Source organism: beta proteobacterium MWH-UniP1 (assembly GCA_036362785.1).
Lineage (GTDB): Bacteria > Pseudomonadota > Gammaproteobacteria > Burkholderiales > Burkholderiaceae_A > Lacustribacter.
Map to the genome: position 1 here is coordinate 1,609,701 of CP143625.1, position 12,767 is coordinate 1,622,467.

The window sequence follows — 12,767 nt, forward strand, 5'->3', positions numbered from 1 at the left end:
AAACACCTTTTCCGGAGCCCCCAATGTCGTCAGTTGCCCCCGTCGCCTCTTCGCCAAGACCAAACCGCATTCCCATCAAGCGGGCCCTGATTAGCGTGTCGAATAAGGCCGGCATTGTTGAGTTTGCCCAGGCCCTGGCCAGCCGTGGCGTCACCATTTTGTCCACCGGTGGCACAGCAACCTTGCTGCGCGACAAGGGCTTAAACGTAATGCCAGTCGATCAGGTCACCAAGTTTCCCGAAATGCTCGATGGCCGTGTCAAAACACTGCATCCCGCTGTGCATGGCGGCCTGCTTGCGCGGCGCGATTCTCCCGAACACATGCAGGCATTGGCCGCAGCCGACTTCACGCCGATTGATCTGCTGGTGGTGAATCTCTATCCGTTTCGTGAGACCCTGGCCCGGCCTGGTGCGAGCTATGAAGATGTGATTGAAAACATTGATATCGGTGGGCCGGCCATGCTGCGGGCTGGCGCAAAGAATCACGACGGCGTGGCCGTGGTGGTGGACCCCAGCGACTATGCGGGCCTGTTGGCCGAGCTTGATCAGCACAACACCACGCTGGGCTGGCCAACCCGTCAGCGCCTCGCGCGAAAAGTCTTTGCCCACACCGCTGCTTATGACGGGGCGATTAGCAACTTCTTAAATGGTTTGGCGCCCATTGAATGCGATGCCAGTGCAACGGGCTGCATGCCACCCGCACCGGAATCCGCGCAGGCCTATCCTGATGTGCTGAGTGTTCAAGTACAAAAAGTGCAAGGCATGCGGTATGGCGAAAACCCACACCAGAGTGCCGCGTTTTATCGTGACCCAGATGCCCGCGAAGGCACCCTGGCCAACTACACACAATTGCAGGGCAAAGAGCTCTCGTTTAACAACATCGCCGATGCCGATGCCGCATGGTCTTGTGTGCGCAGCTTTGATGGCCCTGCCTGCGTGATTGTGAAACACGCCAACCCATGTGGTGTGGCGATTGCAGAAGATGCCTTGGCGGCCTATCAAAAAGCATTCAAAACAGACCCCACATCGGCATTCGGCGGTATTTTGGCCTTTAACACCGAGTTGTCTGAGTCGGCCGCCCAAGAGATTTCAAAACAATTTGCGGAAGTCATTATTGCGCCAAGCTTTCACCCGAATGCGCTCAAGGTATTCGCGGCAAAAGCCAACCTGCGGATCTTGCAGGTGCCGCTTGGCCAAGACGACGCTATTTCTTCTGGCCGTGAGTTAAAGCGTGTGAGTGGCGGGCTTTTGGTGCAGACCCCGGATCGCAACACCTTAACGGCAGCGCAGCTTAAAGTGGTCACGCAAAAGCAGCCCACCGCACAGCAGCTCCAAGATCTCTTCTTCGCATGGAAGGTCTGCACTTGGGTGAAAAGCAATGCCATTGTGTTCTGTGGCAACGGCATGACCCTTGGCGTTGGTGCCGGCCAGATGAGCCGCATTGATTCGGCCCGCATTGCTGCGATCAAGGCCCAACACGCTGGCCTGGAACTCAAGGGCTCCGCGGTGGCCTCCGATGCGTTTTTCCCATTTCGTGATGGCTTAGATGCCGTGGCCGATGCCGGCGCAACCTGTGTGATTCAGCCAGGCGGGTCGGTGCGAGACGATGAAGTGATTGCAGCGGCCAACGAGCGTGGCATTGCCATGGTCTTTACCGGCATGCGGCACTTCCGGCACTGATCGCAGCGCATCGCCACGCGCATGAAAATCCTTGGCATTGACCCCGGATTGCGCCGCACTGGCTTTGGCGTGATCCAGGCCAATGGCCAACGTGTTCAATATGTGGGCAGCGGTGTCATCAAGCCTGAAATTGATGGCACCGAGCCCGAACGACTTGCTGAACTCTTTAGTGGAGTCGTGCAGATTCTTGATCACTTCCAGCCCGACTGTGCGGTGATTGAACGGGTATTTGTTAACGTCAATCCAAAATCCACGCTCTCTCTTGGCCAGGCCCGCGGTGTGGCGATCGCGGCGCTGTCGCAGCGGGGCCTGCCCATCGATGAGATCACGCCACTGCGCATCAAGCAGTCGGTGGTGGGCTCTGGCCGTGCCACCAAAGATCAGGTGCAGTTCATGGTGCAGCGGCACTTGGGCCTGACCAAACCCCCCGGTGCCGATGCGGCCGATGCGCTGGCCTGTGCGCTGGCCTGGTGGCAGACCCTGGGCCACAGCAATGCAATTCAGGCCGCCCAGGCCAGCACCAGAACTAGCCCTGCGGCTGCCAGATCGCGTCAGCGCTAAAAGTACCGCACAATAGCGGCCATCATGATTGGACGTCTATCGGGCTTGCTACTGGCCAAACACCCTCCCCAAATCCTGCTGGATGTGCAGGGCGTTGGATACGAAATCGATGTGCCGATGAGTAGTCTTTACGAACTGCCCGAGATCGGCAAACCCGTGACCCTGCTCACCCATATGGTGGTGCGGGAAGACGCCCAACTCCTTTATGGCTTTGTGACCGATGCCGAACGCACCGCCTTTCGTGAATTGATTCGCGTTAGCGGCGTGGGGCCACGCATTGCACTTGCGGTCTTATCTGGCCTGTCGGTAGAACAACTTCAACAAGCGGTCGCCATGCAAGAGGTCGGGCTTCTTACCCGCGTGCCTGGCATTGGCAAAAAAACCGCCGAGCGCCTGATTCTGGAATTAAAAGGCCGGCTTGGTCAGGCCATTGGAAGCGATACCGGATCGGTAGTGTCGGCAAGTGCCGATGTCCTGAATGCGCTTCTGGCCTTGGGCTATTCTGAGCGCGAGGCGGCGGCGGCGGCCAGAGGCATTCCTGCGGGCACATCGGTCTCCGAAGCGATCAAGGCCGCACTCAAACAGCTGGCGAAATAAACTAGGCCCATGATCGAACACGACGATTTATCTGCCCTGCCCGACGATAGTGATCGGCTGATCTCTGGCCAGGCCAAGACCCCTGCAGAAGAAGCGCTTGAGCGGGCCCTGCGGCCACAACGACTCGAAGACTACGTGGGCCAGGCCAAGGTCCGTGACCAATTGGGGCTGTTTATCCAGGCGGCCCGCCAACGCAGCGAGGCCTTGGACCATGTCTTACTCTTTGGCCCACCAGGCCTGGGCAAGACCACCCTGGCCCATATCCTTGCGAGAGAGCTCGGCGTCAATCTTCGGCAGACTTCTGGCCCTGTTTTAGAGCGGCCGGGCGATCTTGCTGCCTTGCTCACCAATTTAGAACGCAACGATGTGTTGTTCATTGACGAGATTCATCGGCTTAGTCCCGTGGTTGAAGAGATTCTGTATCCAGCGCTTGAGGACTATCAGATTGACATCATGATTGGCGAAGGCCCCGCGGCGCGCTCAATCAAACTGGATCTGCAGCCGTTCACACTGATTGGTGCCACCACGCGGGCCGGCATGCTCACCAACCCACTGCGGGATCGTTTTGGCATTGTGTCTCGGCTTGAGTTTTACTCGCCGCAAGACCTGACCAAGATCGTGACCCGCTCTGCGGGCTTACTCAATGCCGCCATTGACGACACCGGCGCCTTTGAGATTGCAAAACGCTCTCGTGGCACGCCCCGTGTGGCCAATCGGCTATTGCGGCGTGTGCGTGACTTCGCCCAGGTTCGATCCGATGGCAGCATTACCGCCAAGATCGCCGATCAGGCACTTTCCATGCTGGAAGTAGATCGCGAAGGCTTCGATGTAATGGATCGCAAGTTGTTAGAAGCGATTATCGAAAAATTCTCTGGCGGCCCGGTTGGTTTAGATAACCTGGCGGCTGCCATTGGCGAAGCAAAAGACACTATTGAAGATGTGCTTGAGCCCTATCTCATTCAACAAGGCTTTTTACAGCGCACACCACGGGGCCGCATCGCCACAGCTTCGGCCTATCAACACTTTGGCAAGATTGTTCCTGACGACTCATCCAACACAAGGCTCTTTTAAGCATGACCGCCACTCCTAATTTATCTGTACTCACGCTGATCCTCGAAGCCAGTCTGCCCGTGCAGCTCGTCATGCTGCTGTTGATTGTTATCTCGATTCTGTCGTGGACCGTGATCTTCAAAAAATGGCAGTCGATTGGCCGTGCCCGACAAGAGACCGAGAGTTTCGAGAAAACATTTTGGGCTGGCGGCGATTTAATGGGCATTTACAAGCAGGCTGAAAATGGCCAACTGCCCGGCTCACTACCCAAGATTTTCGAAGCTGGCATGCGGGAATTTTTAAAAAGCCGCTCTGGGGCCGTGTCTGATCCCGTTGCCATGATCGACGGTGCGCGCCGCTCCATGCGGGCTGCCTTTCAACGCGAGCTCGATGGCTTAGAGCGCAACCTGCCCTTTCTTGCCTCGACCGGTTCGGTTTCGCCTTACATCGGTTTATTTGGCACCGTCTGGGGAATCATGCACGCGTTTTCAGGCCTAGCCAATGTGCAACAGGCGACCCTTGCAAGCGTGGCCCCTGGCATTGCCGAGGCACTTGTGGCCACCGCGATTGGTCTGTTTGCCGCAATTCCTGCTGTGGTGGCCTATAACCGTTACGCCACTGACATCGATCGGTTGAGCATTCGCTTCGAGGGCTTTATCGAAGAGTTCTCCAATATCTTGCAGCGCCAGGCTGCCCGTTAAGGACAGGCGCGAGACGATATGGGAAGCTCTGCAAACCCAAGGCAGCATCGCCGGCGGCGCATGATGGCCGAGATTAATGTGGTGCCTTACATCGATGTCACCTTGGTGCTGCTGATCATCTTCATGGTGACCGCCCCCATGATCGTGACAGGCACGATTGATCTGCCCAAAGTCGGCCAGGCATCTCAGGCCCCGGTAGCGGCTGTTGAAATCATGATCCGCCAAGATGGGTCCATCACGCTTAGAAAAAACACCGAGGGCGAATCTGAAAAACCTGTCGCCCGTGATGAGTTAGCAGCTGCTGTAAAAGTATTGGCCCCAGCGCTCGACACGCCGGTCATTATTTCGGCAGAAAAAGCGGTGCGCTACGAACACGTGATCGGCGCCATGGATGTGTTGCAACGGGCTGGCCACACGCGGGTCGGGCTAAACGTTCGCAAGGAATAAGCATGCTGGCCATCGAGGCACGCGAGAGTCGCAACGCTGCAGGCGCTGCATTGCTAATGCATGGCTTGCTAGCCGCTGGCCTGCTGGTCTCGTTGAATTGGACACGCCAGCCCAACACTCCCGTGCAGGCAGAACTCTGGAGTGGCCTGCCGCGCCAAATTCCTGCCACACCAACACCGGCTGTGACCAAACCCGCACCAACGCCACCCAAGCCAACGCCTGTTGAACCCACCAAGGCGGACATCTCTGTTCAAAAGAAGAAAGCTGAAGCTGCCAAAGAAGATCTAGAAAAAAAACGCGAGCAGCAAAAAGAAGCGGAGAAAAAAGAGGCTGCAAAAAAAGCCGCCGAGAAAAAACTGGCTGAACAGCGGGCAGCAGAAAAACTTGAAGCGCAGCGTAAAGCAGAGCTTGCACGGCTTGGCTTAGATCCCAATGCCAAGGCCAACGCAAAGGGCAAAGACATTGCCACCAAGGCAGGTGTTGTGGGCGGGGCTGAACTCGGCAGCAAGACCGGAATCGATGCCGATTACGAAGCGCTGATTCAGGCCCGAATCAAAGCCAGAATCAATTACCCAGACCGCAGCCCCGGTAACCCAGAGGCCATCGTGGCAGTAGAGCAACTCCCCACCGGCGAGATCACGCGGGTTCGGCTGATCAAACCCAGCGGCACACCCACCTGGGATGCTGCTGTCCAGCGCGCCGTCTGGGCCGCCAATCCGCTTCCCAAAAAGAAAGATGGCACAGTGGCCAGAGTCTTGGAACTAAGCTTCCGACCCAAGGAAAACCCCTAAAACATCGCGCTGCAAGTTCTGGGCCCTCGCCACGTGGTTGTCATGATTGCTGACTATAATGGGTCGCATGATGCTGTTGGGCGGCTCGATCATCCGTAATACCTTTCAGGCGATTTTTCGCTGGCGACTCGGCCTGACCGCGTTGCTGCTGTGCGTTTCTGCCGCACAGGCCCAGACCCCACTTCGCATTGACATCACTGGCGTGGGTACCAAACAGATTCCAATCGCGGTGGCCCCCTTTGATGCCACCGACCCAACGCAGAAACTCACCCGTATCGTGACCGATGTCATTCGGGCAGATTTGGCACGCAGTGGTGTGATGTCGATTGTCGATGCCGGCACGCCCGCACCCGCACTCAATGAACGCAGCCCAATGGCCCCCTTATTTGCTGAGTGGCGGGGCAAAGGCGCGCAGGCGCTTGTGGTGGGCAGCGCATCCACCACCGCTGATGGCCGAACCGAGACACGTTTCATTTTGCTGGATACCGCCCGCAACGAAAGCCTGGGTGGCCTGGCCATTATCCATGCCACCAGCGAATTGGAAGCCCGGCGCACGGGCCACCGCATTGCCGATTTTATTTATGAAAAACTCACTGGCGAACCCGGGTTTTTCGCCACGCGCCTGGCCTTTGTCCGCAAAGATGGCGACACCCACAGCCTGGTGATCTCTGACTCCGATGGCCAAAACTCGCAGATCGCGCTGCGCACTCGACAGCCCATCATTTCACTGGCCTGGTCTCCGGATGGCACCCGGCTGGCCTATGTGTCTTATGAAGAACGTGACGGCATCACCAAGCCGATCGTTTACGTGCACACGCTCGCTACTGGCAAGCGTCACATCGTGGCCAACGAGCGTGGCAGCAACAGCGCACCGGCCTGGGCGCCAGATGGCAAGCGGCTTGCAGTGGTGCTCACGCGCGACGGTAATTCCCAGATCTATCTGGCCAATGCCGAGGGTGGCGGTTTAACCCGAGTCTCGCGTTCAAGCGGTATTGATACCGAGCCCACCTTTACGCCCGACGGAAAAACCATCTACTTCACTTCAGACCGAGGTGGCTCTGCTCAGATTTATCGGGCACCGGTCAGTGGCGGAACCGCCGAGCGCGTGACCTTTAATGGCCCCTTTAACGCCCGGCCACAGGTAAGCCCCGACGGAAAATATCTGTCCTATATCACCCGCCGTGAAAAACTCTTTCGTGTGGCTGTGATGGAGATCGCCACGCAGCAAGAAACCATTGTGAGTAACGGCCCCAAAGACGACTCCCCCAGCTTTGCGCCCAACAGTAAATGGATCATTTACAGCAGCCGCCAAGGCGAGGGCAATGTCCTGTCGGCGGTCTCGCTCGACGGAAAATTACGATCCCGATTGTCCGCTGAAGGCAGTGAAATCAAGGGGCCCGCCTGGGGGCGGCTGCCGTAAAAGCAGCTAAAAATGGCTACCAATCCCTTGAGCTAGCGAATCATGCGAAGATTTACCCACTAAAATAGCCTGATCTAACCAAGGAGAAACCATGCAACAACTGCTCAACAAGTTTTCACGCCTCCCTCTTGTTTTGTCATCAGTGGCCATCGTTGCACTTGCTGGCTGTGCATCGCAGGTTCCCTTGGATGACAAACAGTCTTCCGCCCCAGTATCTACCGCAGGTGCATCCGGCAGCAGTGGTTCCTCCGCAGCCGATGCCGCCATGTCCGCCGCTGAGCGCCAAATCGCAGCAGCAAAGGCCGCGCTGTCACAAGTGAAACCCAGCGTTTACTTTGATTTCGACAAGTATGAAATCAAGCCTGAGTTTCAAAACACCGTCACAGCTTTTGCCAATTACATGAAAGCCGACGCCAAGGCCCGCCTGGTCATTGAAGGCAATGCGGATGAGCGTGGCACGACCGAATACAACCTGGCCCTGGGACAAAAACGTGCCGAAGCCGTGAGCAAAGCGCTCGGCGTGATGGGTGTGGGTGCAGGCCGTGTTGAAGCCATCAGCAACGGCGAAGAAAAGCCGCGTGCCAAAGGCTCCAACGAAGCCGCCTGGGCAGAAAATCGCCGTGCTGATCTGCTGTTGAAGTAAACCAGAACGGTCGCATTACCCATGTTAGTTTTGCGTCAGATCACGGCCGCATCGTTATCACGTGCGGCCGTTTTTGTTGGCACGCTGGCAATCGCCGCCTCGGCTTCCGCCATGTTTTCCGACGACGAGGCACGCCGTGCCATTTTGGATTTGCGCGCACGGGTCGAGGCGGCTAACGCCCGCATTGATGATCTGCAAAAGCAACTGCAAAGCACGTCACAGGCCCACCTGCAGCTTCTTAATGAAAGCGAACGGCTGCGTGCCGAGCTTGCTACTCTGCGTGGGCAGCTCGAAGAAACGGGGCGAGTGGCTACCACAGGGAAAAGCCAGCAAAAAGATCTGTATCTCGACCTGGATCAGCGACTCAAACAGATTGAACCCGTCACGGTAGAAACCAACGGCACGACCTATCGCGTTAGTCCCGCTGAAAAAGCCCGGTTCGACGAATTGCAAGAAGCCCTGAAAGCGGGTGAATTTAAAAAATCGGTTGGCCTTGCCAATCGTTTCATGCTGCAGTTCCCAGGGTCTGCACTTGGCCCACGGGTCCTGCTCAATAAAGGCACCGCCCTGTACGCCGACAAAAATTACAAGGCGGCCATTGCCGCCCGAGAAGACTTTATTGATCGCTACCCTGGCCACCCTGAAGTGCCACTGGCCATGCTCAATATGGCGGCTAGCCAAGCAGAATCGGGCAGCCCCGCAGCAGCGCGCACCACTCTGCAATCCCTGATCAAAGAATTCCCCGATTCCCCTGCCACCGCTGAAGCAAAAGAGCGGCTCAAAACGCTAGCGAAACCTGCCAGCACAGCCCCCGCTAAAGCACCTGCGGCCAAGGCGCCCCTCGCCAAATAAAGTTCAGTAAACTTCGGTAGATGATTCCTACCGAAGAGATTGCGGCGCTTGAGCGTTATGTTCCCCTGCTGGGCCTAGCCATCGGTCTGGCACTGGGCTGGATCTCTCGATACGCCCGTTTCTGCACCATGGGCGCCATTGCCGATTGGTATGCCAGCGGCGACACCGCCAGGCTGCGTATGTGGCTTTTGGCCATTGCCACGGCCATCGTTGGCACACAGGCCCTGATCGCCACCAATGCCATTGAGATCAAAGACTCGTTTTACATTGCGCCACGCCTGCTGTGGCTGTCGAACATTGTGGGTGGGCTGACATTTGGCTTTGGCATGGTCTTGGCATCGGGCTGCGGAAGCCGCACGCTGGTCAGGATTGGCGGTGGCAGCCTAAAGGCCCTGGTGGTGTTCTTGGTCATGGCAATCATTGCCTTTATGACCATGCGCGGCATTCTTGGAGTCTTGCGGGTCAATACCATTGAAAAAATCGGCGTGACCCTGAATTCCAAGCAAGACCTGGCCAGCCTGATTGGCCTAGACCCGGTCCTGATTGCATCAATCGCTACCGCCAGCCTACTCGTGTTCATTTTCACAAACAAGTCCTTTTTGCGGCAGCCCAGATTGATTGCTGGGGGCCTGGTCATTGGCCTGCTGGTCGTGGCGGGGTGGTTTACCACCGGCAACATCGGTTTTGTGCTGGAAGATCCCAACACCCTAGAGCCCCGATTCGTTGGGACCAACACCCGCGGCATTGAATCACTCACCTTTGTGGCCCCCCTGGCCTATGCCCTGGACCTGTTGATGTTTTGGAGCGATCGGGCTCGTGCGGTGACTTTTGGCATTGCTGCCGTGTCGGGGGTGGCACTTGGGGCCTTTATCCACGCGATTGCCAGCCGAGAATTCCGGCTAGAGGGCTTTCAGAACCGGCAAGACCTGTCACGCCATCTGGTGGGTGCCGCCCTGATGGGCTTTGGTGGCGTGGTGGCCTTTGGCTGCACCATTGGCCAGGGCATTACCGGCCTGTCGCTTCTGGCCTTGGGCTCTCTTCTCGCCACGCTATCGATCGTGGCGGGGGCCTGGCTGGGCCTGCGCTGGATAGAGCGCGGAGCCTGACCGCAACGCTCGAACCTTCGCCGTGCAAGGTTTTTTTGAATACGCTAAAATTTAGGGCTTCGTGAAACAGACCTAAAGAAGTTTTCCAGAGTCCGTCTTTACGATCCATCGCAGCAGGTTTCACCACACTGGGTCGGTAGCTCAGTCGGTAGAGCAGCGGACTTTTAATCCGTTGGTCGCGAGTTCGAGTCTCGCCCGACCCACCATCTTTTAAAGGTAGGCTCTTCCCCATGGCTCTTCCCCATTAACGGGGGATGCGGCATTCATCAACACCCGATTAAACACGATTAATTATTCCATCCCAACCGCAGTGGGCTAATACCCGCAGTCGGTAATTCTCAAAGTTTCTAAACCCAAACGCTCGCCGCGACATCATTTCCATTTTGGTGTGGAAGCCTTCCGTTATTCCGTTGGATTTTGAGAACCGCCACATTCGAACAATCGGTTCTAACCAAGACAGCAGGGTGTTGGCCAGACTCTTGGCGGGGCTATCGGTAAATTGCCGCAGTAACGCCAGAAGTTTGGGTAGCTGTTTCTTGGCGTAGTTGGAATTGGCGCTTTTAATCAACAGCAGCTCAGCCAATCGTTGCTTGGCGGCATAGAGCGCTTCTAAGACCGGGTAGCGGGAGAGATAGCGGCCAAGGTTTTCTTGCTGCTCTGCGGTCAATCGCCACTGATGCCTGCGCATCAGACTGAGCAATCCACGATCCTTTCTGCCCACCGGATCTTGCTGCTGCCAGAGCTTTAAGAAGTGGTGGTTAACGAGCCGGATGACGTGGAACCGATCGGCAACGATCTTCGCATTGGGGAAGTACTGCCTTGCGATCTGACGGTAACCATCCGATAGATCCATGACCACCACCCGGACCTTATCTCGCCCTCGCAGGCGGCTTAAATAGGCCCTCAGACTGGGTTCTGAGCGCCCCAGGACCACATCGAAGACCTTGGACTACCCCCGATATTCAGACAGGTCCAAGCCTCAGGCTGAGGCACGTTCAAATGCCTCGGGGCTGACGTCACCGAGGTGGCTGTGACGACGGGTTCGATTGTAAAACGCTTCGATGTAATCAAAGATGTCTGCTTTCGCTAATTCTCGGGTTTTGTAGATTCTTTTTCGGATACGTTCCTTTTTCAGGCTGCTAAAAAATGATTCGGCGACAGCGTTATCCCAACAATTGCCACGCCGGCTCATGCTGGGCTCCAAATTGTTCGCTGCGCAGAACCGTCGCCAATCATCACTGCCGTATTGACTGCCTTGATCCGAGTGCACCACAACCTTCTGAGTCGGCTTACGACGCCATACAGCCATCAGTAACGCATCCAAAACGAGTTCTTTAGCGATGGTGGATTTCATAGACCAGCCGACCACCTTGCGGACATATAGATCCAACACCACCGCCAGATAAAGCCAACCCTGCCAGGTGCGGATATAGGTGATGTCGGTAACCCAGACCTTATCTGGTGCGTCAACCGTAAATTCTCGATTCAGAGTGTTAGGCGCCAAGATCGAGGGACGACCGTTAGTGGATCTGTGAACCTTATATCCCCGCTGAGCCTTGATCTTGTGGTCATGCATGATTCGGGCAACACGGTTTCTACCGCATCGCTCACCAGCTTCGCGCAGGTCTGCAAACACACGCCGTGCCCCATACACACGGCCGCTGCCCGCATGAGAGTCGCGGATCAAGGTCAGCAGCCGTTGGTCTTCAATCGCTCGATCCGACAACGGCTTATGAAGCCACGCATAAAAACCAGCCTTATTTGCACCTAGCACCCGACACATTGTGGCCACGCCATGTTCATGCCGATGATCGTTAATAAACCGGTACTTCACTCTGGCTCCCGAGCCAAGTACCGAGCGGCCTTTTTTAATATGTCGCGCTCCTCCTCAACGCGTCGAAGCTGGGAGCGCAATTTAAGGATCTCGCTTTTAGCAGCAATTAGCTCTGCTGCCTGCTCTTGGCTTTTGTCTGGTCGGACTGCCTTCACCCACTTATACAAACTATGGGCGGATACACCGAGACGCTCTGACACCTCGGAAACTGGATATCCACGCTCAACGATCTGTCGGACTGCTTCTTCTTTAAACTCAGGGGTAAAACGGGGTGTACTCATGGTCTGCTCCTATGAAGAAATCATAGGCCCGGACCGTCTAGCAGACCAGGGGCAGTCCAGTTTTTCAGTAAACTTAGACACTGGGGGAGCTTTAATGGTAGTTTCCAAACTTTCACCACATGTCCTCACCAAGTCACTTGACCGCAATTAACGATCTCATCGAAAAAAACAAGGCATGGGCCCGCGACGTTAGCGCCCAAGACCCCGAGTTTTTTCAAAAACTTGCCAACCAGCAAAGCCCCGAATACCTGTGGATTGGCTGCGCCGACTCACGTGTGCCCGCCAATGAAATTGTGGGCCTTGCCCCCGGCGAACTCTTTGTCCACCGCAACATTGCCAACCTGGTGATTCATACCGACTTAAACGCCTTGTCGGTGATTCAATTCGCGATTGATTTATTGCGTGTAAAACACATCATTGTGGTCGGACACTACGGCTGCTCCGGCGTTCGGGTGGCCCTTGATAAAGGGCGGGTTGGGCTTGCCGACAACTGGATCCGCCATATTCGCGATGTTGACGACAAGCACGGTGCCTATTTGGGAAAAATCATTAACGCCAATGAACGCCACGACGCCTTGTGCGAACTGAATGTCATTGAGCAGGTGGTCAATGTCTGCCAGACCACCAGCGTGCAAGATGCCTGGGACCGGGGCCAGCCCCTGACCGTTCATGGCTGGGTCTATGGCTTAAAAGATGGCCTGGTGCGCGACTTAGATGTCAGCATCGCCAATAACGACGACTTGGCATCACGTTATGCGGCAGCAATGACCCAGCGGTCTGCCTCCTAAAGCCCTACTACGACTCA

14 protein-coding genes and 1 tRNA gene are annotated in these 12,767 nt (G+C 56.3%); 13 read left to right on the top strand and 2 right to left on the bottom strand.

The window, feature by feature from the left end; genetic code table 11:
• Positions 1-23: 23 nt before the first annotated feature.
• From purH to AOB54_07950, 12 genes are all read left to right on the top strand, one after another.
• On the top strand, positions 24-1,679 hold the full coding sequence (gene purH / locus AOB54_07895) for a bifunctional phosphoribosylaminoimidazolecarboxamide formyltransferase/IMP cyclohydrolase (protein WVN41394.1): 1,656 nt from the start codon (positions 24-26) through the stop codon (positions 1,677-1,679).
• Between the two features lie 21 nt (positions 1,680-1,700).
• Positions 1,701-2,240, top strand: a complete 540-nt coding sequence (gene ruvC, locus AOB54_07900) for a crossover junction endodeoxyribonuclease RuvC (GenBank protein WVN41395.1) — start codon at positions 1,701-1,703, stop codon at positions 2,238-2,240.
• 24 nt (positions 2,241-2,264) lie between these two features.
• On the top strand, positions 2,265-2,837 hold the full coding sequence (gene ruvA, locus AOB54_07905; GenBank protein ID WVN41396.1) for a Holliday junction branch migration protein RuvA: 573 nt from the start codon (positions 2,265-2,267) through the stop codon (positions 2,835-2,837).
• A 9-nt stretch (positions 2,838-2,846) separates the two neighbouring features.
• A complete protein-coding gene (gene ruvB, locus AOB54_07910; protein WVN41397.1) occupies positions 2,847-3,908 on the top strand; it encodes a Holliday junction branch migration DNA helicase RuvB in 1,062 nt (353 codons plus the stop codon).
• A gap of 2 nt (positions 3,909-3,910) precedes the next feature.
• The gene (tolQ, locus tag AOB54_07915; GenBank protein WVN41398.1) at positions 3,911-4,588 is read left to right on the top strand and encodes a protein TolQ; all 678 of its coding nucleotides are present in this window, start codon (positions 3,911-3,913) and stop codon (positions 4,586-4,588) included.
• Positions 4,589-4,606: 18 nt separating this feature from the next.
• The gene (locus tag AOB54_07920; protein ID WVN41399.1) at positions 4,607-5,035 is read left to right on the top strand and encodes an ExbD/TolR family protein; all 429 of its coding nucleotides are present in this window, start codon (positions 4,607-4,609) and stop codon (positions 5,033-5,035) included.
• Positions 5,036-5,037: 2 nt separating this feature from the next.
• The gene (gene tolA / locus AOB54_07925; GenBank protein ID WVN41400.1) at positions 5,038-5,826 is read left to right on the top strand and encodes a cell envelope integrity protein TolA; all 789 of its coding nucleotides are present in this window, start codon (positions 5,038-5,040) and stop codon (positions 5,824-5,826) included.
• 58 nt (positions 5,827-5,884) lie between these two features.
• Positions 5,885-7,246, top strand: a complete 1,362-nt coding sequence (gene tolB / locus AOB54_07930; protein WVN41401.1) for a Tol-Pal system beta propeller repeat protein TolB — start codon at positions 5,885-5,887, stop codon at positions 7,244-7,246.
• 91 nt (positions 7,247-7,337) lie between these two features.
• Positions 7,338-7,889, top strand: a complete 552-nt coding sequence (gene pal / locus AOB54_07935; protein ID WVN41402.1) for a peptidoglycan-associated lipoprotein Pal — start codon at positions 7,338-7,340, stop codon at positions 7,887-7,889.
• 21 nt (positions 7,890-7,910) lie between these two features.
• Positions 7,911-8,741, top strand: a complete 831-nt coding sequence (locus tag AOB54_07940) for a YbgF trimerization domain-containing protein (protein ID WVN41403.1) — start codon at positions 7,911-7,913, stop codon at positions 8,739-8,741.
• Positions 8,742-8,761: 20 nt separating this feature from the next.
• Positions 8,762-9,847 (top strand): YeeE/YedE family protein, encoded by a 1,086-nt coding sequence (locus AOB54_07945; GenBank protein ID WVN41404.1) that lies wholly within the window; start codon positions 8,762-8,764, stop codon positions 9,845-9,847.
• 130 nt (positions 9,848-9,977) lie between these two features.
• Positions 9,978-10,053, top strand: a tRNA-Lys gene (locus AOB54_07950).
• Between the two features lie 71 nt (positions 10,054-10,124).
• On the opposite strand, the gene AOB54_07955 is transcribed toward AOB54_07950, so the two are convergent.
• Complete coding sequence (locus tag AOB54_07955) at positions 10,125-10,781, bottom strand: transposase (protein ID WVN41405.1); 657 nt, start codon at positions 10,779-10,781, stop codon at positions 10,125-10,127.
• A 45-nt stretch (positions 10,782-10,826) separates the two neighbouring features.
• A protein-coding gene (locus AOB54_07960; GenBank protein WVN41406.1) for an IS3 family transposase occupies positions 10,827-11,962 on the bottom strand; the annotation gives its coding sequence in 2 pieces (ribosomal slippage) (positions 10,827-11,719 and positions 11,719-11,962; 1,137 coding nt in all).
• A gap of 119 nt (positions 11,963-12,081) precedes the next feature.
• On the opposite strand from AOB54_07960, the gene can reads away from it, so the two are divergent.
• Positions 12,082-12,750 (top strand): carbonate dehydratase, encoded by a 669-nt coding sequence (gene can / locus AOB54_07965; GenBank protein WVN41407.1) that lies wholly within the window; start codon positions 12,082-12,084, stop codon positions 12,748-12,750.
• Positions 12,751-12,767: the final 17 nt, after the last annotated feature.